Origin of the sequence: Bradyrhizobium sp. RP6 (assembly GCF_003837805.1) — a bacterium.
GTDB lineage: Bacteria > Pseudomonadota > Alphaproteobacteria > Rhizobiales > Xanthobacteraceae > Bradyrhizobium.
In genome coordinates this window covers 14,490-35,945 of sequence record NZ_RQIT01000016.1, presented here as the reverse complement: position 1 = coordinate 35,945, position 21,456 = coordinate 14,490, and the positions used below count along the sequence as shown (strand labels likewise).

Sequence of the window (21,456 nt, the reverse complement as noted above, 5' to 3'; positions counted from 1 at the left end):
ATTCGGGGTAGGCGGCGACGACGGCGTGAGCTGGACGGAATTTTGAGTTTGGCGGGTCCTGAATCTTGCTCTGCGCCTTCAGGAAGATCGCGCCGGTGATGCCGCCCCGGTTTGAGAGCTTCTCCAGCAGCTTGGCGTAGATCTCACTCAGCCCTCAACATTCCAATAAATCGATTTTCGATTTTTTGTTGACCGCACGGGTACCGCCTTGCAATCATCCCGCAATGGGTCCGCTTCAGTTCGATATGTCCGGAAACCCCGGCGACGGTCCGCGCAGCCTGACGTCGGCGCTGCATGAGCGGTTGCGCGCAGACATCCTGGCAGCTCGGCTTCTGCCGGGTCAGAAGCTGCATATCGCCGGCCTTGCCAAGACGTTCTCGGTGAGCCTTGCCGCCGTTCGCGAGGCTCTGTCACGTCTCGTCGCCGACGGCCTCGTGCAGGCGTCCGACCAGCGCGGCTTCCGCGTGAGCCCGGTGTCGCTCGCCGATCTCGCTGACGTCACGCAGACCCGGATCGACATCGAAGGCCTCGCGCTGCGCCGTTCGATCGAGCGGGGCGACGATGCCTGGCTCGCGTCGGTGGAGTCGACGTGGAGGGACCTGAAGGCCGTCCCCTATCACTACCCTGATGATCCGACCGTGCATTACGAGGAATGGGTGATCCGTCACCGCATTTTCCACCGCGCGCTGGTCAACGCCTGCGGCTCGCCATGGCTGCTCGGCTTCCGCGACGTGTTGCATGAGCAAAGCGAGAGATATCGCCGTCTCTCGATCCGACGCGAGCCCGGCGTCAAGCCGCGCAACGTCGAGGCTGAACACGAGGCGATCGTCGCCGCCGTGGTGAAGCGCGACGCGGATGCGGCAGTTCGCGCGTTGTCAAAGCATTTCGGCACCACCAAGGAGTTCGTCGAGCTCGCCGCCTCACGCATTGCGGAGGTGAGCCGCACGACCTGACGATCCGGAAGAATCCGGCAAACAAAAAAGAGAGACCGGGAGGAAACAATGAAGATCAATCGCCGTCACGCGTTCATGTCGCTCGTTGCCGCCGCAATTTTCGTCGGCCCTGCGAACGCCGCCGACACCATTCGCGTCGGCCTGCCCACGAAAACATACTGGCCGACGACGATCGCCGAGACGGCGGTGCGGCAAAAGCTGTTCGAGAAGGAAGGCATCAAGGCCGAGCTGACCATCTATCGCAGCGGCGCGGAAACGTTCGAAGGCATGGCTGCGGGCGCCGCCGACATCATCCTCGACCCACCCTCGCTGGTCTCCGCCGGGCGCAAGAAGGGCGTGATGTCGCGCATCGTTGCCAATGCCGCGATGGGCAATTTCGGCTGGCAGCTGATGGTGCCGGCCAAATCGACGCTCGACGTCAAGGACCTCAACGGCAAGAAGGTGGCGATCACCGCGGCCGGCTCAGGCTCGGACCTGCTTGCGCTGTGGACCATCCAGGACAAGAAGATCGACTTCACGCGCGTCCCGGTCGGCGGCGGCGGCCTTGTGCCGAACCTTCTGGCCGGCAATGTCGACGCCGCCGTGGTCTATTCGCCGCTGAGCTTCCAGATCTCGAAGTCCGGCGAGGCCAAGTCCATACTCGACTACGCGACCGCGGTTCCGCCGAACCTGACCGCGGGCTGGATCGTGCTCGACAAGTTCGCCGAGGCCAAGCCTCAGCTGGTGCAGAAGGCCGTGAACGCTCTCTACGGCGCGGTCGCGTTCATGCGCGCCAATCGCGACGTCACCGTCAAGCTGATCGCCGAGCTCTATGAGATGCCGCCGGAGATCGCCGGTCTCGAATACGACAACACGATCATGAAGCTCGAGACCAGCGGCGACATGGGCGCAGCCAACGTGAGCGCGGCGGTGCAGCTTTCGCTCGACCTCGCCAAGCTCGGCGGGCTCAAGGACATCGTGCCGGTCGAGGACGTGATCTCGACCAAGTTCAAACCCGTCCCGACCAAGTAGTTGGCGATGCAGAGCACGCTCGCCATCAACCTTGCGCGGATCGCGATCATCGTCGCCATCCTGGCGCTGTGGGAGGTGCTGTCGCGCACCGGCATCGTCAATCCGCGCCTGCTGCCCTCGGCGTCCGACACATTCGTGACGCTCGGCGATCTCCTGCAGCGCGCGGCCGTGCAGAAGGACCTGATGGTCACCGCGACCGAGGTGCTGACGGCATTCGCGCTCGCCGTGCCGTTCGGCGCGGTGATCGGCTTCCTGATCGCGGAGAACTGCTACTTCGCCGATGTCGCCAAGCCGCTGCTGTTCTTCGCCTTCAGCATCCCGAAATCGATCTTCCTGCCGATGTTCATCCTGGTGTTCGGGGTCGGCTTTGCCCAGAAGGTCGGCTTCGGCTTCTTCTCCACGATCTTCATCGTGATCATGTCGACCACGACGGCGGTCGAGTCCGTCAAGGTCGAGCATCTGACGGTGGCGCGCTCCTATGGCGCCACGCCATGGCAGACGGCATTCCGGGTCTATTTGCCGAGCATGCTGCCGGTTCTGCTGGAGGCGCTGCGGATCTCCATGATCTTCAACCTCACCGGCGTGATCCTCGCCGAGATGTACGCCTCACGCGACGGGATCGGCCATCAGATCGCAATCTGGGGCGAGAATTTCCAGATGAAGCAGCTTCTCGCCGGCGTCGTGATGGTGGCCGCGATCGCCATGACCTTCAACGAACTTGTCAGATGGGTGGAAACGCGATGCAGCCATTGGCGAACGTGACGCCGCTCAAGCCCGCCGCGCGCGCCGGCGCGATCGAGGTGAAGAATGTCGGCCAGGTGTTCAAGACCCGGTCGCAAGACGTCGTCGCGCTGGAGGACGTCTCGCTCGAGGTCAAGCCCGGCCGCTTCGTCGTGCTGGTCGGCCCGAGCGGCTGCGGCAAGTCGACTCTCTTGATGATGATGGCGGGGCTGCGTCAGCAGACCGCGGGCACCGTCACGATCAGCGGCGCGCCGATCCTGCAGCCCGACCCCGACAGGGTCGGCGTGGTGTTCCAGGAGCCGAGCCTGTTCCCCTGGCTGACGGCGGAGGACAATGTCGAATTTCCGCTGGCGCTTCGCGGCGTTCCCAAGGCCGAGCGGCGAGCCAAGGCGCAGGATGCATTGAAGCTGGTCGGGCTCGAAGGCTTCGGCAGACGTCATCCGCATGAACTCTCGGGCGGAATGAAGCAGCGCGTCTCGATCGCGCGCGGGCTGGTGCAGGACCCACCGGTGCTGCTGATGGATGAGCCGTTCGCGGCGCTCGACGAGCAGACGCGCATGACCATGGGCGACGAGCTGCTGCGCATCTGGGCCGCCACCGGCAAGACGGTCGTGTTCGTCACGCACAGCCTGACCGAAGCCGTCTATCTCGCCGACGAGGTGATCGTGATGTCGGCGCGGCCCGGCCGGATCGTGGACCATCTCCAGGTCCAGTTGCCGCGGCCGCGCACCTACGAGATGCTGAGCGGCGATACCTTCGGCAGCCTGCGCGATCGCATCTGGCGGCACATCCGCAAATCGGCGTGAGGCGGAGATGAGTGCCAGGATCAGTGCGAAGACGCTGCGACATCTGATCGTGATCGGCCTGATTGCGCTGTGGGAGCTGCTGCCGCGCACCGGCCTCATTCCCGAGCTATTCCTGCCGTCGCTGTCGTCGACGCTGATGGCGGGGTGGACCGACGCCGGTGAATACGGTCATGCGCTCGGGGTGACACTTTACGAGGTCGTGGTCTCCATGGCGTTTGCCTGCGGCGGCGGCATCCTGCTCGGCGCCATCGTCGGCAGCTTGCCGCGTCCGCGCGTGCTGATCATGCCGATGGTGTCGAGCCTCTATGCGGTGCCGCTTGTGATCCTCTATCCCGTTTTCACGGTGTGGCTCGGCATCGGCTCCGAATCCAAGATCGCGTTCGCCTCGATTTACGGGTTCCTGCCGACGATGCTCGCCACTGCGGCCGGCATCCAGACCATCGATCCGCAACTTCTGCTCGCCGCGCGGAGCATGGGCGCGACGCTGAGCCAGCGGCTGGTCCGTGTCATTATCCCGGCGGCAATCCCGACAGTGCTGTCGGGTCTGCGCGTCGGCGGTGCGCTGGTCATCGTCGGCGTCGTCGTCTCGGAGATGCTGATCTCCTCCGCCGGAATCGGCTACCTGATCTCGCGCTACCGGACGATCCTCGACAGCCCGCACGTGTTCGCAGGCGTGCTGCTCGTGCTGTTCCTCGCCATCGCCTTCAACGCCGCCATCCGCTGGATCGAGCGCAAGGCCGCGATCTGGCAGACCGGCACCCGCGCCGGTCAGGCCAACGACGACATCGCCTCGGGCGCGATGCAGCCGGCGACCTGAGGTACGCGCGTGTACGACCTGACCCTGACATTCGACAACGGCCCCGATCCCGACGTGACGCCGCGCGTGCTCGACATTCTCGGCCAGCGCGGCATCAAGACTACCTTCTTCGTCATCGGCGAGAAGCTTGTCGATCCCGAGCGGCGCGGCCTTGCGGAGCGCGCGCACCGCGAGGGACACTGGATCGGCAATCACACCTTTACGCACAGCATTCCGCTTGGCGAGCAATCCGGACGCGATACCGCGGAGAGCGAGATCGGCCGTACGCAGGACGCCATTGGCGATCTCGCGCATCCGCAGCGCTGGTTCCGGCCGTTCGGTGGCGGCGGCAATCTGGACAAGCGGCTGCTCAAGCCATCCGTTGTCGACTATCTCGCGCGCAAGAAGCACAGCTGCGTGCTCTGGAATTCCATTCCGCGCGACTGGGACGACCCCGACGGCTGGACCGAGCGCGCACTCGACCAGTGCAGCCGGCAGCCCTGGACGCTGATGGTGCTGCACGATCTGCCGACCGGCGCGATGGATCATCTGGAACGCTTTTTCGATCGCGCCACTGCGGCCGGCGCCCGCTTCCGCCAAGACTTTCCGCCGCCTTGCGTTCCCATCCGCGACGGGGAGATCGCGCTTCCCATCGACGATTATGTTTCCTCCATCGAAGAGAGTGTTTGACCGATGAAAGTTGCAAGCTTCACGATATCAGGCGCGGCGAGCTATGGCATCGTCACCGACAAGGGTGTCATCGACGCCGGCAAGCGCGTGAAGGCCTATCCGACGCTGAAGGCGCTGCTCGCGAAGGGCTCGCTGGACGAGTTGAAGAAGCTCGCCGGCGAGAAGCCCGATTACGCGCTCGAGGACGTCGCGCTGCTGCCGACCATTCCCGATCCAGACAAGATCTTCTGCATCGGCGTCAACTATGCCACCCATCTGGCGGAGAGCGGCCACCCGACGCCGGCGCATCCGATGATCTTCACCCGCTTCGCCAACAGCCAGGTCGGCCATGGCCAGCCGATGATCCGGCCGCTGGAGTCCGAGCGTTTCGACTATGAAGGCGAAATGGCCGTCATCATCGGCAAGGCCGGCCGCCGCATCTCGCGCGAGGCTGCGCTCAGCCATGTCGCCGGCTATGCCTGCTACAATGACGGCAGCATCCGCGATTGGCAGCGCCACACCTCGCAATTCGCGCCGGGCAAGAATTTCGTCGGCACCGGCGGCTTCGGGCCGTGGATGGTCACGACCGACGAATTGACCGATGTCACCAGGCAGACGCTGATCACCCGGCTCAACGGCGTCGAGGTGCAAAAGGCTCCGATCTCCGATCTCGTCTTCGACGTGCCGGCCCTGATCGCCTATTGCTCGACCTTCACGGAGCTGGTGCCCGGCGACGTGATCGTGACAGGCACGACCGGCGGCGTCGGCGCCTATCGCACGCCGCCGCTGTGGATGAAGGGCGGCGACGTCGTCGAGATCGAGATCTCCGGCATCGGCATCCTGCGCAATCCCGTCAAGGACGAGAAATCGGCCGCGGCAGCGCGCGCGGCCTGACAGCCGCGCTCATCAACGACAAGCCACAACAACAAGAAGAAGGAGAACCCCATGCCCATGCCAGCGCACATCCTGCCGACCACGGTGGTCGGCAGCTATCCGCAGCCGGAATGGCTGGTGAATCGCGCGATGCTGTCGAAGGTGGTGCCGCGCACCCGCCTGCACGACATGTGGCGGTTGCCGCCGGAACACCTGGAAGAAGCCCAGGACGACGCCACCATCGTCGCGATCCGCGACATGGAGCGCGCCGGCATCGATATCGTGACCGACGGCGAAATCCGCCGCGAGAGTTACTCCAATCGCTTCGCCACCGCGCTCGACGGCATCGACGGAGACAATCCGGCGATGATCGTGGCGCGCACCGGCAACACCCAGACGCCGGTGCCGCGCGTCGTCGGCCCTGTGAGGCGCAAAGGCCCGGTCGAGCTGCATGACATGCGGTTCCTGCGAGAGAACACCGAGCGCGCGGCGAAGATCACCCTTCCTGGCCCATTCACGATGAGCCAGCAGGCCAAGAACGAGTTCTACAAGGACGAGGAAGAGCTCGCGATGGCGCTCGCCGAGGCCGTCAATGCCGAGGCGCTCGACCTGCAGAAAGCCGGCGCCGACGTGATCCAGCTCGACGAGCCCTGGGTGCGCAACAATCCGGAGCTCGCCAAGCGCTATGCCGTCAAGGCGATCAATCGCGCGCTGCAGGGCATCACGGTGCCGACCGTGGTGCATCTCTGCTTTGGCTATGCCGCCGTCGTGCCCGGCTCGAACAAGCCCGCCGGCTATTCCTTCCTTGCCGAGCTGGACGACACCATTGCCGACCAGATCTCGATCGAGGCGGCCCAGCCGAAGCTCGACCTCGGCGTGCTCAAGGACCTCTCGTCGAAGAAGATCATGCTCGGCGTGCTTGACCTCGCGGATCCCGCCATCGAGAGCGTCGATACCGTCGCCGACCGCATCCGCAACGGCCTGAAATATGTCTCGCCGGATCGTCTCGTCCCGGCGCCGGATTGCGGCATGAAATACATGCCGCGCGCAACAGCGTTCGGGAAGCTGAAGGCCATGTGCGACGCAGCGGCGAAGGTCCGGCGGGAAATCGGCTAAAGCGCGATGCGATTAGAATGAATCGTCATCGCGCTTGAGGTTGTTGTTTCGGCATGATCGTTCGGAGAACGGCTGCGCATTTTTCCGGATCATGCTTTAGCGACCTTCACGAGGGGCATTGCGGCTTCGGTCTCACGCCCCCCGCTTCGGCCCGATCGCCTCGAACCCGGCCTTCTGCTCGTCGCTCAGATCTGCCTGGAAGTCGTCGAGTGCATCAGTCACGCCGCCGACTTCCTGCAGCATCGTCTGCAGCCGCGCCTTCACGGCCGCGAGGCGGGCCTGCGGTGTCGCGGCGGGCTCGGCCGGGCAGGCGCTGAGCGTCTGCATGGTGCGCAGGGTGGTGTCCTGGAGCACCTCGAGGCGGGCGCGGCCGACCTCGTCGAGGCGGAGCGTCGAGGCGATCTCGGCGGCGGGCCATTGCTGTTGCACGAGCTGCTCATATTGGCGCTGCGCCTTTTCGTCATAGCGGGGATCGTAGTCGGGCTGGCAGGCGGCGGCGGCCTGCGTGTCCTTGCCCTGAACCGCGGCAAGCGCGGCGCGACGCTCGTTGGCGAGGGCATTGAGCCTGGCTTTCTGGTCGTCATTGAGGAGATCGACGAACTTCGAAAGCGGCGCTTCGATTGCGTCAATTGCCCTGATCATGGCCTCGATGCGCCCGCGCATCAGGCCGAGGCGCTCCGACGCATTGGCGGGCGCCTGCGCCGGGCAGGCGGTGCCGATGGTGTCGCGCGCCGCATTCCAGGCGGATGCGAGCTCGTCGAGCGCAGTGCGCTGCAACTCGTTCGGTGTTACGGCCGCGGCGATGCGGTCGACCGGCAGACCGCCGGTGTCGCTGGCCTCGCAGAGCGTCTCAGCCGTCGGGACCCTTCGTCCGCGCCGGCTTTGCGGCGCGGTGTAGGCGGCGAGCTCGGACACCGCATAGGGCGAGAAGATCGCGGCATAGATGTCGCCATAGCCGTACAATGACAGGCTGGTGGTGTCGCCGAACATGATCGCTGTGGTGAGATCGTCATGCGCGAACGGCCAGAACACCGGGCCGGTCCATCCGTAGCTGCCGTCGGGATGACGCCACCAGCCCTGCGGGCGGCGCCCGCCATGCCAGCCCGACAGCGCGGCCTGCGCCGTGAGGGCCGCACGCAGGACGTATGGGTTGGTCAGCCGGCCGCGCTCGGCCCCGCGCGGATCCTGCGCCCTCAGCGCGGCGGAGCGGTATCGGCTGCCGCGCACGGCCATGCGGGAGTGGCGCAGGCGCGACAGGCCGAGCATATGGCCGAAGGCGAAACGTGCGACCCCAAGCGGACCGCCGCGCAATCCGAACTGCGCCTCGGCTCTGTCAGGCAGCAGCATTGCCGCAATCGCGAGAGCGGCGCCAGCCAGCGCCAGCTTCATGCGTCTCGCCATGATCGCGGACCTGAGCACCTCGGCCCCTCCTCCCAGCGCCAAGCGCAATGCGCCGCATCACAATGACGCGCGAGGGAACCGATTGTTCCGGAGAGACACAGGGCAAAGCGTCGCGGGCGACCGCGCGCTCTGCTCGCGGACAGCGACTTTCAAGTCGCCCGCCTGGGTGGGGAGAGGACGGACCGCGCCCTCACTCCGCCTTTTGCGGCATCACGAAAGTCTGGCCGGGATAGATCAGGTTAGGGTTGTTGATCTTGTCGCGGTTGGCCTTGAAGATCACCGCGTAACGGGCGCCGTCACCGTAGGCGAGCCGGCTCAGAGCCCACAGACTGTCGCCACGGGCGATGACCCGGCTGCCGCCGGGCTGCGCCGGTGCGGCGGTGAGCACGTCTGCCGGCGAGGCCGATGCGACCGCGGTGTCCGCCGGCGCACGCGCGAGGACCTTGGGTTTCGGCGCGCCGGTCAATCGCGGCCGGCCCGCCTGCCTGTCAGGCGCTGAAGCCAGACGCGGCGAGGCCGATGGCAGGGCGGCCACGACATCCGGCTTGTCGTCGGGCTTCTCGGCCTGCTTCGGCTCCTGTCCCGCGTCTTGCTTCGCTGCCGGTGCGGGCCGCGCGGGCGGCGGCGCCGCCTCGGCGATGGTCACCGGCATAGTCCGGCCGGACTCGGTCACGGTGCCGTCCGGTGCCTTGGCCCGGAGCGTCAGTTCATAAGAACCGGGCGGAAGCTGCGGCGGAGTCATCACGAACTGGCCTGAGGCGTCCGCGACCACGCTATCGAGCGGCTTGCCGTCGCGCAGCAGCTCGACCCTTGCGCCCGGCGCGGCGCGGCCCGCAATCACCGCCGCCTCGCCGTGATCGTCGACGCGGGCGACGTCGAAACGAGGACCGCTATCCGCAACCGGCGGCAGCGGCTTGACCGGCGCGAGATCGGCGAGCGCGGCCGTGACCTGGCTCTGGGTCTCGGCCAGCGCGCCCGCCTTCGGCTCGGCGGGCGGCGCCGCAGACGGCGCGCCGGCGGCGAGCTTTGGCTGTTCCGGCCTGAGCGCCGATTTGGGCTGTTCCGCCTTGGGCTCGACTTTGGCCTCCGGCCTGGCGGCAACGGCGGTCTTGGTCCCGTCCGGCAGCAGGCGGCGCAGCTCGGTCGGGCCGACCACCAATGCGGTGCCGACCAGTGCGAGCAGACAGAGGGCAATAAAGGCCTTGGATGCGGTCATCATCGGAAAAGGACCTTGAGTGGCAAATCAGCCGAAGGCGGCAAAGTGCGCCGATTTGGCTGCGGCAGCAAGACGGTCGATGGGATGACAAGCCTTCGTCCCAGCGCCCGGGATGAACCGGCGCTACCCGCCGCCGCCCCTCATTCGCGAAGGGACGGGCCGACTGGCGCTACCGCTACGATCGCGAGACCGGCAACTTCGACGTGCCGGCGATGGTCGCCAAGGCGAATGCGGAAGCGCGGCGTCTCCAACGAAAATTTCCAAACCATCCGCTGAATCCGCTCCGATTCATATTTTCCTAACCCTCAATGGTAACGGGGTCTTGTCGGTTTTGCTGCATCTTGCATCCCACGGGAGGGCTGGATGGGCGCATCGATCCGATGGACCGCGCGGATGCGCGCGTTGCTCCGCCGTTGGCACGGGGCGCCGCTGACGTGGCTGATCATCGGCGGCTTCGTGCTGATGCTTGCGACCGCCATCGGCACCGCGCTCACCGTCGACCGCTTCCGGCAGAACGCGATCGAGAGCGGCCGCGACAGCCTGGAAAATGCCGTCCGCATGCTGGCCCGGCATTTCGACCGCGAGTTCGAGGACTTTGCGGTGCTCCAGAAGAGCATCATCGCCGAACTCGAGAGCCACGGCATCGAATCCGCTGACATCTTCCGCAGCGAGATGGGCACGCTCGCCGTGCACGAGGTGCTGCGTGCCAAGGCCAGCGGCTGGTCCGACGTCGCCGGCGCCAATCTGTTCGATTCCCGGGGCGTGCTGATCAACTCGTCGCGGCAATGGCCGGTCGCCGATATCTCGGTCGCCGACCGCGGCTATTTCGACCGGCTCAAGAACGATCCCGCCTCGCAGGAAGAGGTGGATGTCGTGCCCGGACGGCTCGGCAGCGGACCGGCGATCGTGTTCGCGCGGCGTGTCTCCGGCCCGCATGGCGAATTCCTCGGACTGGTCTCGCGCGCGATCGCGCCGGAGCAGCTCGAATCCTTCTTCGCCTCGACCGGGCTCGGCGAGGAATCCTCGATCGCGATGCACCACCAGAACGGCCAGCTGCTCGCGCGCATTCCGCATGTGGATGCGATGATCGGGCAGAATTTCCGCAAGGGCACGCCGGAGCAGATGGCGGTGTTCGAGCGCACCTTCGTCACAACCCAGCTCGCAAGCCCGATCGACGGCAAGGACCGCATCGTCGCCTCGCGCCTGCTCGCGGGCGAGCCGCTGGTCGTGCTGGCGACCAGGTCGCTGGATGCGACGCTGGCGACCTGGCGCACGCAGACGAAATTCTTCGTCACCATTGCCGTGCTGTCGATGGGCCTGCTGGTGCTCACGCTCTATCTGATCTTCCGCCAGATGACGAACCGGCTCTCGCTCGAGAAGCAGCGGCTTGACACCGCGATGAACACGATGACGCAGGGGCTCCTGATGTTCGATCAGGACGAGCGCCTGATCGTCTGCAACCGGCGCTACGTCGAGATGTACGGGCTGTCGGCCGAGGTGGTGAAGCCCGGCGTTCATTTCCGCGACGTGATCCGGCATCGCCGGGACACCGGCTCGTTCGAGGGCGACGTCGAGGCTTATTGCGACGGCATCCTGAACAATATAGGCCGGACCCAGAGCACCATCGTCCAGACCGCCGAGGGCCGCCTGATCGAGATCAAGAGCCAGCCCGCCGCCGCCGGCGGCTGGCTCGCCACCCATGACGACGTCACCGAGCGCATCCGCGCCGACGAGCGCATCGCCCATATGGCGCATTACGACGCGCTGACCGACCTTCCCAACCGCGTGCTGCTGCGCGGGCATCTGGAGCGTCGCATCACCGAGCTCGGCCAGGGCAAGCCGTTCGCGATCCTCTACATCGACGTCGACGAGTTCAAGGGCATCAACGATTCGCTGGGTCACGAGGTCGGTGACGAATTGCTGCGCCAGGTGGCGAACCGCCTGCGCGCCTGCGTGAGCGGCAACGACATGGTCGCGCGGCTCGGCGGCGACGAGTTCGCCATCGTCAAGGCCGGAACGAACGACGCCGGCGAACTGACGGCGCTGGCGGAAACGATCCTCGGGGCGTTGCGCGCGCCGGTGAACTGCAAGGGCCAGGACATCCCGACCGATGTCAGCATCGGCATCGCCATCGCGCCCGATCACGGCGACAATCTCGACGATCTGCTCAAGCGCGCCGATCTTGCGATGTATGCGGCGAAGTCGGAAGGGCGCCGCACCTTTCGCCTCTTCGCACCCGAATACGACGCCAAGGCACGGCAGCGCCGGCAGCTCGAGCTCGATCTGCGTCAGGCACTCGGGCGCGGCGAGTTCGAGGTGCATTATCAACCGCTGGTCGACCTCGCGGCCAATGTGGTCACCGGCTGCGAGGCGCTGCTGCGCTGGCGTCACCCCGAGCGCGGCATGGTCTCGCCCGCCGACTTCATTCCCGTTGCGGAAGACACCGGCCTGATCGGCGAGATCGGCGAATGGGTGCTGAAGCAGGCCTGCCTCGAGGCCGCCTCATGGCCCGGCCAGATCCACGTCGCGGTCAATGTCTCCCCGGTCCAGTTCCGCTCGCGGACACTGGCGCTCAAGGTTGCGGCCGCGCTCGCGGAGTCGGGGCTCGCACCGGGGCGGCTCGAGCTCGAGATCACCGAAACCGTGCTGATCCGCGACGACGAGGAAGCGCTGACGATCCTGCAGCAGCTGCGCGAGCTCGGCGTGCGCATCGCGCTCGACGATTTCGGCACCGGCTATTCCTCGCTGAGCTATCTGCACCGCTTCCCGTTCGACAAGATCAAGATCGACCGCAGCTTCATCAGCGACATCGGCGAGCCCGAGGACTCATCGCCGATCGTGCAGGCCGTGGTGCACATGGCCGCCGCCCGCCGCATGGCGACGACGGCGGAAGGCGTCGAGACCGAGGCTCAGCGCGAGGTGCTGCGTCAGCTCGGATGCAGCCAGATGCAGGGCTGGCTGTTCAGCCCTGCGGTGCCCGCGGCGAAGCTGAAGCAGCTGCTGGCGGCGCAGGCGGTGGCGGCCTAGAGCCTTTTCCGTTCCGACGGAATCGGAACGGGGCTCTGGATTCCTGTCTTGACGCGTTTTCTTGGCGCGAACCGGCGTCCACTTCGCTCGAAAACGCTCTCGCACGCCGGCATCATTCACGCCCCCGCCGTGACCGTCCAGAACGCGCGCCACCTGCGGCGGCCGAGCGCAGCCAACCGCCTCCAGGACAGACGGGAGAGGCCGGCCACCAGCGAGGCACGAGCGAGAAGGAGGTGGGAGACGATGTCAATCACGGCCGTTCTCGCCTCGCATCCGCAGCGTGCGGCTGGACTGCCATCGCGCTGATGCGCCTCGCGCGAGGATGTGCGCGGCCCTCATGGCCGCGCCTCCAGGATCATGTTGAAGGGCGACGCGGCCGCCTTGCCGATCTGCGAGAAGCCGCCCTGCCGCAACACCTGCGCGATACGCTTTTCGCCGGCCTGCGCTCCTAGTCCCAGACCGACGTCCTGGCTCAGCGACGTCGGAAGGCAGATGTGGGTGGAGCCGGCGTAATAGACCCGCCCGACCGAATTGAGATTGTCAGCCAGGCTGTCCCCCGCCGCCGGTTCGACCAGCATCAACGTGCCGTCGTCCTTCATCGCTGAACGAATGTGACGGGCAGCGCCGACGGGGTCGCCCATGTCGTGCAGCGCATCGAACATCGTCACGAGATCGAAGCCAGATCCGGCGAAATCCTGCGCCTTGGCGACCTCGAATCGCAAATTGCGCACGCCGGCGATTTCGGCGCGTGCGCAGTCGATCGAGGCCTCGTCGTAGTCGATGCCGGTGAAATCCGAGTTCGGGAATGCTTCGGCCATGAGCCTTGTCGAATAGCCGTGGCCACAGCCGACGTCCGCGACCTTGGCACCCCGCTCCAGCTTCTCGACGACGCCACCCAGCGCAGGCAGCCATTCGGCGATCAGATGCGCGCGATAGCCGGGCCGGAAGAAGCGGTCGACGCCGCAGGACATGCAATTGCAGTGATCGCTCCAGCGCAGGCCCTTGCCGGTTTTGAACGCTTCGGCCAATCGCGGCTCGTCGTGATAGACCGCCGGCAACAGGCTGAAGCCGCCAACCATCGCGACCGGACTGTTTTCATCCGCGAAGACCGCCCTCTGCTCCGGCGTCATGCTGAACGCATCGCTCGTCGCATCGTAGCTCACGAAGCTCGAGGCCGCCTGTGCCGACAGCCATTCACGAACGTAGCGCTCGTGAGTCCCGGTTCGGTCGGCCAGTTGGGCTGACGTCATCGGGCTTTCCGCCAGCGCGCGGAATAGACCCAGCCGGTCGCCGAGCACGACGAGCGCCGCATTGGAGGCCGCGCCGAGTTCGTTGACCACGAGTCCGAGCAACTGCTCGAGCTTTCTCTCATCCAAGTTCATGACCTGCTCCTTCGAAGGCACGGACAATGCGCCGTTGAGGTGCGACATACGGGGTCTGGACTTGCGGATGCAGAGGCAGAATAGTCAGTTTCGAGCCAATCGAGCCAGAGGCTGCAGAATGTCACGTGGACGTGTACGCGTGAGTATTCCGGTGTTTGCCGAATGCGATCCGTCGATCATTTACGGCGTATTCGACACATTGTGGGGCGCAGGGCGCATATGGGACGGCGTCAAAGGCGGCACGCCGGACGGCTTGTTCGAGCCGCGGCTGATCGGCGCCGAGCCCGGCCCGATCACGTTGGTCACCGGCGTCAGCATCATGCCGCAGGACATCGCCGATCACGTCGTAGCGACCGACATCGTGTTCGTGCCGAATGTGATCGTCACCACAGAGACGGGCACCGCCGTGCTCGATCGCCGGCTCATCGCATGGATCAGGCAGATGCACGAGGCAGGCGCGCAGATGTACGGATCCTGCGGCGGGTCGCTCGTGCTCGCCGAAGCCGGTTTGCTCGACGGGTACGAGGCGACCACACACTGGGTCTACGAGCCGGTGTTTCGAAAGCATTTCCCGGAGGTCAAGCTCCGCATGGACCGCGTCCTGGTGCAGAACGGCCCCGGACACAATCTCGTCTGCGGAGGCGGCGCATCGTCCTGGCAGGATCTCGCGCTGCTGATCGTCGCGAAATACGGCGGCACGGAAGAGGCGATCCGTATCTCGAAGCTGTTTCTCTACCAATGGCATCGCGAAGGACAATTACCGTTCGCCTCGATGGTGCAGAACGTGGATCACGGCGACGGCGTGATCACGCGATGCCAGGACTACATCGCACAGAACTATCAGCGGCAGGACCTCATTGCGGCGCTGGTGCATCACTCCGGATTGCCGAAACGCTCATTCGATCGCCGCTTTCGCGCAGCGACCGGCTATTCGCCGCTCGCCTATGTGCAGACGCTGCGCATCGAGGAAGCCAAGCAACTGCTCGAGACGACGGAAACGGGCATCGAGGACATCTGCCGCGAGGTCGGCTACGAGGACGTGGCGTCCTTTCGTCGTTTGTTTCGAAAGCAGGCCGGCGTGTCACCCAAGGATTACCGGCGCAAGTTTCAGCTTCCCGACTACGTGACGGGATCGCGCCCCCCGACCTCCGGCAAACCGGTCAGGCCGCGGCGGGCTGCCGGGGGATAGCGGCTGCTCCGCCCCCGTCTTCTCTGCCCTCCGGTTGGAAAATAGGATCAAACCCCGGACCCCGCGGTTATCGCCTCGCTGAGACGGCCGGGAACTCCGGCCGGCGGGTATCGGCCAACATTGCATCACGCGCATCTCAGGCGAATTCTGCCTGCGCCTTGATGCGCGCGTGCGAGATCGAACGAGGTGACATGGCGATCGTGGCTTTCAGAATGATCCCTCTCCCCGCGGCTCTCCTGGCAGTTGCTGCCGTGATCGGCCTCCCCGCGGAAGCCCGCGACGACGGGCGCTACGCAAACTCCCCCCTCAAGGACTGGTTCGAGAGCCTGCGCAGCAAGGGCGGCGCTCCCTGCTGTGCCGACGCCGACGGCACTGCGCTGGCCGATGTCGACTGGCAGACGCGGGACGGACATTACCTGGTGCGGCTCCTCGGCAACTGGATCGAGGTGCCCGACGACGCGGTGATCACCGCGCCCAACCGCGCCGGGCGCACCATGGTCTGGCCTTATTACGTCAACGGCCGTCCCATGATCCGCTGCTTCATGCCCGGCAGCATGACCTAAACCGAGACGAATCCAGCAGCAGCGGAAAGCTCACATCGATCGTCGGGACGCCTGCACTTCGGCGAATTCGGCGTCGGGGTGGCTGACGATGGTGGCGACCATGATGCCGCTGATGATCAGCGACCAGGCGGTGTTCCAGTAGATCCAACACACGAGCCAGCCTCCGTTTCCATCTCTCACGCCCGCCGCACCATGCTAACGGCGTGGCGATGCCGCCGTTCCCCGGCGCGACGACCGTCCAGCAGCACGCGGGCGGACAAGGCGCTATTCTGGTTTGGTCGGTGGCGGCGCGCGATCGGTTTGGCCGGTGTGGCGCTTTGCCACGACGTCCTCGTCGCGCTCGCCCTCGTGCGGGCGCGGCGGAAGCTTGGGCTGGCCGGCTTGACGGCCATGCTTGCCGCCCATGTCGGGCTTGCCTTCGAGATCGTTTTCACGGGGCATGCCGGTTCAATGCGTTCGCGCGGCATTGGTTCACTACAGCATTGGACCTGTCGTGAGAGACCGCGGCCGACCTACGTAAACATCCGTAATTTCGCAAGGTCCGGCTTGGCGGCATATCTCCGGCCATGGATCGACAGATTGTCTTCAAATGCCCCCAGACCGGCTTGAACGTGCAGCACCGGCTTACCGATGAGCCCTCTGATCGCACACACGTGTCCGTGTCATGCCCGGCCTGCACGCGGCTACACCTGATCGATCGGGCCTCCGGCAAGCTGCTGGGTGATCGACGCGGCTGACGGTTAACGCCGCGCCGCAACCTGCGCCGTGACGTCTTCGACGTGGTGCAGCAGGAAGACCAGATGGCCCGCCGTATCATGGATCGGCGAGTTGATCGGCTGCCAATGACGCTCCACGAAGGAGCCGTCGGGATCCCGGATGTCGTAGCGCTGGACCGCCATGGCATGGGCCTGCCCCGTCTCGCCGACGATCCGCAAGCTGCCGTAGAGATTGCTGACGCCATCGGCGAGCGGATCGTCGGGATTGTCGGGAAATATCTCGAATAGGGACCGGCCGACCACGTCGGCCCGGCTGATGAAGGTCGCCGCCGCATAGGCGTCGTTGATGTCGACGATCGACAGGCCCGGGCCGGGGTCCAGCAACATGTAGGGGTGCGGCGAGCCATCGAACTCCGGCTGGAATTGCCGCCGGATCGTTGCGGGGTCGATGTGCTGCCGCCGGCGCTGTTCGAACGGCGTCGTATCGGCACCGGACGCAGCCGAGTTCAGCAACGCCAGCTGGCGCTTCGCCGATGCCAGCAGCGCGCGCACGGTACTCTGGACGGTCGGGTCGCTCGTCTCATTGAGCAGCCGCTCGAAATGGACGATATTCTGCTCGCAAACGAACTGCTGCATTCCGTTCGACCATGAGCTGTACGGCGGCAACGCCGCATCGTTCCTGATCCTAATTCCATACAGGTGGCTCTGGCAGATGAGAAGATCGTGATCCGCCGCGCCCGGGAGGCCGGACGGCCCACGGCGAAGGAGCCCAGAGGAGCGAACCTGTTCGCCAATCCCGCGACTAATCAAAGGCTTGCCGCGACCGCCTGCGGCGCGCCATCCCGTTTTGGGACGACGCGGCCATAGTGCGGGCGGCGGCCATCTGCTATCGATTGGAGACATAGCCCCTGTGGAATTTCCGATGCGTCATTTGCCTCGTGCCGTTGTTCGAAGCCTGTGTCCCGCAGCCGTCGCCGGCCTGCTCGTCTTCAGCCCCTGTCCGGCCGGAGCCGCCGATGACGACGCGCCCAAGGGGCCGGCGGTCACGGTCCTGAAGGTCGCGAAATCCTGCTTCTCGGATATCGTCGAGGCGACCGGCACGATCGTCGCGCGGGAGCAAACCTCGGTGCGGCCCGAGCGGCCCGGCCTGAAGGTCACGGACGTGCTGGCGGAAGCGGGCGATACCACCACCGCCGGCCAGGTGCTGGCGCGGCTGGCGCTGCCCGAAGGCGGCACGCTTCAGGTCACCGCACCGGTGGCGGGCGTGATCGCGACATCGACTGCGCAGATCGGCAACTTCGCCTCGGCCAAGGGCGAGGCGCTGTTCACGATCGTGGCGCGCAGCGAATACGATCTCGTCGGCCTCGTCGCCACCACCGATGTGCGCAAGCTCGCGGCCAATCAGCAGGCGACCGTGTGGATCGCAGGCGCCGACGACATCAGCGGCAAGGTGCGCCGCATCGGCGCGACCGTCGAGCCGAACATCCAGCAGGGGATGGTCTATATCGGCATCTCTTCGCAGAAGCGTCTGCTCCTGAACGCGAGCGGGCGCGCGCTGATCAAGACCGGGCAGAGCTGCAACGTCGCGGTGCCGCTGACCGCCGTGCAGTATTCATCCGCGGGCACCGTGGTGCAGGTGATCCGCCGCAACCGCGTCGAGACCAAGCGCGTCGAGGTCGGCTTGATGTCGGCCGGCAACATCGAGGTCCGCGACGGCCTCAACGAAGGCGACGTCGTCGTCGCCCGCGCCGGCGCACTGCTGCGCGAAGGCGATCCGGTGCGCCCGGTGATGGCGAGCGCGGAAGCCGCGAAGTAGATCTCGAAGATTTGGCCGGTGTCCCGGACGCGCTGCAGCGTGTAACGCTGCTGCGCAGAGCCGGGACCCATCTCATCGCGAAGTGACAGCCTGAGAGACCCGGGCCCCGGCTCATTACATGATGCGCCGCGTCCGGGGCACGGGACTTCGCTAGAAAAACTAGCCGCCGGCTTCGCCGAACTGGACGTCTTCGAGCAGCGAGGAGGAAACCGTCGGGACCTGGTCGCCTTCGCTGGCGCGGGAGATGGCGAGGCGGGTCTTGTTGAAGACGCTCTCGGCGCTGCCCTGCTTGCCGAGATTGTTGAGGAACTCGCTGACCAGAACGCTGTGCTCGCCCTTGCCGTCGTCGACGACCTTGCCGGGCGAAGCCGAAGTGAGGATCAGCGCGTTGTCCGACGCGCTGATCGGCGCGAGGCCGTGGCTGTAGGAGCGGAAGCGGCGCTCGTAGGGATTACGGCGGGAGGCGTCGACCACGACGAGCTTGGCCTTGGCGCCCTGCTCCTTCATCATCTCGAGCACGCCCTCGATGGAGACGCCATGGCGGCGGACATCGCTTTCCTTCCAGATCACGGCATCGACCGGCAGCATGTAACTCTCGCGGCCGGCCTGCACGCCGAAGCCGCCGAAGAACAGCATGACGACGCTGTCGTGCTTGATCCGGGACTTCAGGCGGTTGACGGCGCGGACCATGTCGTCCTTGGTCGCGTCCTCCACCATGTCGACGTCAAAGCCGTTCTTGCGCAGCGACGAGGACAGCGCGCGGGCGTCGTTGATCGACTGCGTCAGCGGCGCGCTGGCGTCGGGATAATGTCCATTGCCGATGACCAGCGCGAGGCGCGAGGTCTGGCCCGTCGAACCGGTGATCTGGTCGGTCGAGACCGCCTTGGCGGCATCGATCGCACGCATGTTGAGAGCAGCATGGGCGCCGATCACCAGCGACACCGTGCCGATGAGGGCCGCGGCGAGGGCGATCGTGCGTCTGGAAAGGTCGAGCTGCTTTACATTCATCTCGGTTCGTTTCCTGTGCCAAAGACCAGCCACGCGCGCGCACACTGTTTGAGTAGCGCGATAGCGTCTTTAGGTTTGAGGGATTGGCCGGGGGAGTGCCCCCGAATTGCGCGCAATTTGCGGCGCCGCACCAAACAAACCCTTAACCGCATATAGGCCTTCCGGCAATAGATTGCTCGGAATTTGGGATAAGTGACTGAAGATATTAATTAATTCCCCGGTCCAGATTGCTACATTTTTGCCTCCCCCGTAGCATTCCGGAGGCCGATCATGCAGGCCCCGTGCCGGCTTTTTCTGTGACGCTCATCACGTTTGTTTTTCCTGCGAATCCGGGTAGCCTTTTCAAAGACTTGCAGGGGGTGGTGTGCGGACGGCTGCGCGCTCGCCGGCCCCGACGAGCCCCCCGCGACCAGGTACTTCATGAGCTTTCATTATTTTGCCGGCGCCGCCTGCCGGGCGCTGACGGCGCGGAAGGACGGCCCCTCGCTTTACGACGTCTGCGATCCCATCTTGTCCGACACGGCCAGGGGCGATCTGCATCTGGCCAAATTCTACAAGACCGCGCTCGGCAATCCCGCGCTGCGGATCCTGCTCCGCCGTGCCGGCCTGCCCGAGCTGCGCGACGAGGCCAAGCTGACCCAGCTGCGCGAGGCGCTCGTCCACGCCCGCGACGAGGTCGAGCCCGACTGGGCGGCGGTCGGGCGGCCGATCGCCGATCTCGTCGACAGCATCGCACTCGACCATCCCAAGCCGCCGCCGGCGCCCTTCACCGCCGCCATGCCGCAAAGCGCGCAGATCGACGGCGCGATCCGCGACTGCGCACAGCATCTGCTCGGCTCGTATGGCCGAAACGGCTTCCTGCCGACCTATGCCGCCTTCAACCTGATCGGCGATCCCGATTTCCGCGGACGCGAGCTGATCATGGCCCTGACGGGCCTCAACGCGCGCGGCTACAAGAACTCCTCGCTGCTGTTCAACCTCGCCCGCGTCTTCATCGCGCGCTCGTCGGCGCGCGCCATGGTCAATCCGCCCTGGAAAGGCATTGCCGAGCCGATGTGGGAGCCGGTGCAGATCCGCCACCGCTCGGCCTATTACGATGCGTTCTTCATCGAGGCGCTGCTGAGCTACGTCGAGACCGGGCTCGCCTCGGTCGCCGACAAGATCGCGGCGGAGCGCGCGATCGCCGACATGGTCGATTTCTGTGTCAACATCAGCCGCGAGGAGGTCGAGGGCATCGACGGCGCACGGTTCAACGTCGTCACCGCACTCGCGCCGGCGCCGCATCCGCGCTTCTCCCGGTTCTTCGCCCAGATCAAGCAGGATCTCGGCTTCGGCATCTACGTGCCGGATTGCGACACCACGGCGTGCTCGATCTCCGCGGCCACGCAGGCCGGCTGCACCGATCCGATCATCGACCAGCCATTGCTGGATTTCTACGCGGGCTATCAGGTGCGCGCCGGCGTCAACGCGCCGCGCGTGACCGTGCCGCTCAACGACAATATCGACTATGAGGGCGGGGTCGCGACCTGGATCGACAATCTCGCGGGCGAGCGTCCCTACGGCAACGATCTCGATCCGACGCTCAATCTCGACATTCTCGAGGTCAGCTTCCGCAACCTGGCGCGCTGGAAAATCCTCGAGACGCCGGCGCGGCTCGCGACCGTGCATCGGATCATCGGCTTCCAGAAGCGTCTGGCGGCCAGCGGCGCCTTCGCCAATCCGCGCTCGCACATCTATTACCTGCCGGAGCTCTACAGCGCCTATTTCGGCCGCTGCTATGCCGCCTTCCTGGCACTGCCGCTGGCGGCGCAGGCCGCGATCGATCCCGACGGCGATTTCGATTTCATCCGCCACCGCGTGCTGTCCTACGTCAAGGGCGAGCTGATGGCGGCCGAGATGAACGTGTTCGACGCCGCGCTGGCACTGATCGCGCTCGGCCATCTCGGCGCCGACCCGCGAGCCTTTGCGCCGGCCTTGAACGTCATCATCGCAAGCCTGGGCGAAGGCGGCCGCCGCGGCCCGTTCCGCGCCTATGAATGGAACAAGATGAAGACGCCGACGCGGATTCTGGTGGGCGGTCCCGAGGTGACGTCGGCGTTCGTGTTGATGGGACTGGCGGTGGCGAAGCGGGCGATGGCAGGCCGAGGATAGAGACACTCTCGTGCCCCGGACG

General features: G+C 65.8%; 20 protein-coding genes. 13 read left to right on the top strand and 7 right to left on the bottom strand.

The features are described 5' to 3' along the window. The first annotated feature begins 245 nt into the window (after positions 1-245). From EHH60_RS25170 to EHH60_RS25135, 8 genes are read left to right on the top strand one after another with little or no spacing between them, the layout of a single operon-like run. On the top strand, positions 246-953 hold the full coding sequence (locus tag EHH60_RS25170; RefSeq protein ID WP_245454584.1) for a GntR family transcriptional regulator: 708 nt from the start codon (positions 246-248) through the stop codon (positions 951-953). Between the two features lie 48 nt (positions 954-1,001). After that, positions 1,002-1,964: an ABC transporter substrate-binding protein gene (locus EHH60_RS25165; RefSeq protein WP_124162103.1), complete on the top strand. Its 963-nt coding sequence runs from the start codon at positions 1,002-1,004 to the stop codon at positions 1,962-1,964. A 6-nt stretch (positions 1,965-1,970) separates the two neighbouring features. Then, positions 1,971-2,726, top strand: a complete 756-nt coding sequence (locus EHH60_RS25160; protein ID WP_124162102.1) for an ABC transporter permease — start codon at positions 1,971-1,973, stop codon at positions 2,724-2,726. Continuing rightward, positions 2,705-3,511 carry an ABC transporter ATP-binding protein gene (locus EHH60_RS25155; protein WP_245454583.1) on the top strand — a complete coding sequence of 269 codons (807 nt, stop codon included), beginning with the start codon at positions 2,705-2,707 and terminating at the stop codon, positions 3,509-3,511. The genes EHH60_RS25160 and EHH60_RS25155 overlap by 22 nt, the downstream gene beginning before the upstream one ends. Before the next feature lie 7 nt (positions 3,512-3,518). Next, positions 3,519-4,328, top strand: a complete 810-nt coding sequence (locus EHH60_RS25150) for an ABC transporter permease (protein ID WP_124162100.1) — start codon at positions 3,519-3,521, stop codon at positions 4,326-4,328. Positions 4,329-4,337: 9 nt separating this feature from the next. Next, complete coding sequence (locus EHH60_RS25145; RefSeq protein ID WP_124162099.1) at positions 4,338-4,997, top strand: polysaccharide deacetylase family protein; 660 nt, start codon at positions 4,338-4,340, stop codon at positions 4,995-4,997. A gap of 3 nt (positions 4,998-5,000) precedes the next feature. Then, entirely contained in the window at positions 5,001-5,870 is an 870-nt protein-coding gene (locus tag EHH60_RS25140) for a fumarylacetoacetate hydrolase family protein (protein ID WP_124162098.1), read from the top strand. A 51-nt stretch (positions 5,871-5,921) separates the two neighbouring features. Further along, a complete protein-coding gene (locus EHH60_RS25135; protein WP_199751975.1) occupies positions 5,922-6,965 on the top strand; it encodes a uroporphyrinogen decarboxylase family protein in 1,044 nt (347 codons plus the stop codon). A gap of 132 nt (positions 6,966-7,097) precedes the next feature. On the opposite strand, the gene EHH60_RS25130 is transcribed toward EHH60_RS25135, so the two are convergent. Both EHH60_RS25130 and EHH60_RS25125 read right to left on the bottom strand, forming a co-directional pair. After that, positions 7,098-8,366: a Spy/CpxP family protein refolding chaperone gene (locus EHH60_RS25130; RefSeq protein ID WP_124162097.1), complete on the bottom strand. Its 1,269-nt coding sequence runs from the start codon at positions 8,364-8,366 to the stop codon at positions 7,098-7,100. A 190-nt stretch (positions 8,367-8,556) separates the two neighbouring features. After that, positions 8,557-9,585 carry a LysM peptidoglycan-binding domain-containing protein gene (locus EHH60_RS25125; protein WP_124162096.1) on the bottom strand — a complete coding sequence of 343 codons (1,029 nt, stop codon included), beginning with the start codon at positions 9,583-9,585 and terminating at the stop codon, positions 8,557-8,559. Between the two features lie 360 nt (positions 9,586-9,945). On the opposite strand from EHH60_RS25125, the gene EHH60_RS25120 reads away from it, so the two are divergent. Then, complete coding sequence (locus tag EHH60_RS25120) at positions 9,946-12,609, top strand: bifunctional diguanylate cyclase/phosphodiesterase (RefSeq protein ID WP_124162095.1); 2,664 nt, start codon at positions 9,946-9,948, stop codon at positions 12,607-12,609. 335 nt (positions 12,610-12,944) lie between these two features. On the opposite strand, the gene EHH60_RS25115 is transcribed toward EHH60_RS25120, so the two are convergent. Then, positions 12,945-13,991: a class I SAM-dependent methyltransferase gene (locus EHH60_RS25115; RefSeq protein ID WP_124162094.1), complete on the bottom strand. Its 1,047-nt coding sequence runs from the start codon at positions 13,989-13,991 to the stop codon at positions 12,945-12,947. 139 nt (positions 13,992-14,130) lie between these two features. Between EHH60_RS25115 and EHH60_RS25110 the strand changes: the two genes are divergently transcribed. After that, entirely contained in the window at positions 14,131-15,180 is a 1,050-nt protein-coding gene (locus EHH60_RS25110; RefSeq protein ID WP_245454582.1) for a GlxA family transcriptional regulator, read from the top strand. Positions 15,181-15,371: 191 nt separating this feature from the next. Next, positions 15,372-15,743 carry a hypothetical protein gene (locus tag EHH60_RS25105; RefSeq protein WP_124162092.1) on the top strand — a complete coding sequence of 124 codons (372 nt, stop codon included), beginning with the start codon at positions 15,372-15,374 and terminating at the stop codon, positions 15,741-15,743. Positions 15,744-15,773: 30 nt separating this feature from the next. Here EHH60_RS25105 and EHH60_RS38590 read toward each other — a convergent pair whose 3' ends face one another. From EHH60_RS38590 to EHH60_RS25100, 3 genes are all read right to left on the bottom strand, one after another. Next, a complete protein-coding gene (locus EHH60_RS38590) occupies positions 15,774-15,896 on the bottom strand; it encodes a hypothetical protein (protein WP_283811846.1) in 123 nt (40 codons plus the stop codon). A gap of 111 nt (positions 15,897-16,007) precedes the next feature. Further along, positions 16,008-16,184 (bottom strand): hypothetical protein, encoded by a 177-nt coding sequence (locus EHH60_RS37200; RefSeq protein ID WP_158626767.1) that lies wholly within the window; start codon positions 16,182-16,184, stop codon positions 16,008-16,010. Between the two features lie 299 nt (positions 16,185-16,483). Continuing rightward, a complete protein-coding gene (locus EHH60_RS25100) occupies positions 16,484-17,095 on the bottom strand; it encodes a PAS domain-containing protein (protein WP_124162091.1) in 612 nt (203 codons plus the stop codon). A 286-nt stretch (positions 17,096-17,381) separates the two neighbouring features. On the opposite strand from EHH60_RS25100, the gene EHH60_RS25095 reads away from it, so the two are divergent. Next, complete coding sequence (locus EHH60_RS25095; RefSeq protein ID WP_199751972.1) at positions 17,382-18,275, top strand: efflux RND transporter periplasmic adaptor subunit; 894 nt, start codon at positions 17,382-17,384, stop codon at positions 18,273-18,275. Between the two features lie 159 nt (positions 18,276-18,434). On the opposite strand, the gene EHH60_RS25090 is transcribed toward EHH60_RS25095, so the two are convergent. Then, positions 18,435-19,283 (bottom strand): caspase family protein, encoded by an 849-nt coding sequence (locus EHH60_RS25090; RefSeq protein WP_124162089.1) that lies wholly within the window; start codon positions 19,281-19,283, stop codon positions 18,435-18,437. Between the two features lie 420 nt (positions 19,284-19,703). On the opposite strand from EHH60_RS25090, the gene EHH60_RS25085 reads away from it, so the two are divergent. Continuing rightward, positions 19,704-21,434 (top strand): hypothetical protein, encoded by a 1,731-nt coding sequence (locus EHH60_RS25085; protein ID WP_124162088.1) that lies wholly within the window; start codon positions 19,704-19,706, stop codon positions 21,432-21,434. The last annotated feature ends 22 nt before the right edge of the window (positions 21,435-21,456 follow it).

Coding starts and splice junctions, on each gene's coding strand:
- EHH60_RS25120 (WP_124162095.1), top strand. CDS start 9,946: ATGGGCGCATCGATCCGATGGACCGCGCGGATGCGCGCGTTGCTCCGC.
- EHH60_RS25105 (WP_124162092.1), top strand. CDS start 15,372: ATGGCGATCGTGGCTTTCAGAATGATCCCTCTCCCCGCGGCTCTCCTG.
- EHH60_RS25130 (WP_124162097.1), bottom strand. CDS start 8,366: ATGGCGAGACGCATGAAGCTGGCGCTGGCTGGCGCCGCTCTCGCGATT.
- EHH60_RS25165 (WP_124162103.1), top strand. CDS start 1,002: ATGAAGATCAATCGCCGTCACGCGTTCATGTCGCTCGTTGCCGCCGCA.
- EHH60_RS25170 (WP_245454584.1), top strand. CDS start 246: ATGTCCGGAAACCCCGGCGACGGTCCGCGCAGCCTGACGTCGGCGCTG.
- EHH60_RS25085 (WP_124162088.1), top strand. CDS start 19,704: ATGAGCTTTCATTATTTTGCCGGCGCCGCCTGCCGGGCGCTGACGGCG.
- EHH60_RS25160 (WP_124162102.1), top strand. CDS start 1,971: ATGCAGAGCACGCTCGCCATCAACCTTGCGCGGATCGCGATCATCGTC.
- EHH60_RS25095 (WP_199751972.1), top strand. CDS start 17,382: ATGCGTCATTTGCCTCGTGCCGTTGTTCGAAGCCTGTGTCCCGCAGCC.
- EHH60_RS25135 (WP_199751975.1), top strand. CDS start 5,922: ATGCCCATGCCAGCGCACATCCTGCCGACCACGGTGGTCGGCAGCTAT.
- EHH60_RS25100 (WP_124162091.1), bottom strand. CDS start 17,095: ATGCAGCAGTTCGTTTGCGAGCAGAATATCGTCCATTTCGAGCGGCTG.
- EHH60_RS25150 (WP_124162100.1), top strand. CDS start 3,519: ATGAGTGCCAGGATCAGTGCGAAGACGCTGCGACATCTGATCGTGATC.
- EHH60_RS25140 (WP_124162098.1), top strand. CDS start 5,001: ATGAAAGTTGCAAGCTTCACGATATCAGGCGCGGCGAGCTATGGCATC.
- EHH60_RS25090 (WP_124162089.1), bottom strand. CDS start 19,283: ATGAATGTAAAGCAGCTCGACCTTTCCAGACGCACGATCGCCCTCGCC.
- EHH60_RS25115 (WP_124162094.1), bottom strand. CDS start 13,991: ATGAACTTGGATGAGAGAAAGCTCGAGCAGTTGCTCGGACTCGTGGTC.
- EHH60_RS25155 (WP_245454583.1), top strand. CDS start 2,705: ATGCAGCCATTGGCGAACGTGACGCCGCTCAAGCCCGCCGCGCGCGCC.
- EHH60_RS37200 (WP_158626767.1), bottom strand. CDS start 16,184: ATGCCCCGTGAAAACGATCTCGAAGGCAAGCCCGACATGGGCGGCAAG.
- EHH60_RS25125 (WP_124162096.1), bottom strand. CDS start 9,585: ATGATGACCGCATCCAAGGCCTTTATTGCCCTCTGTCTGCTCGCACTG.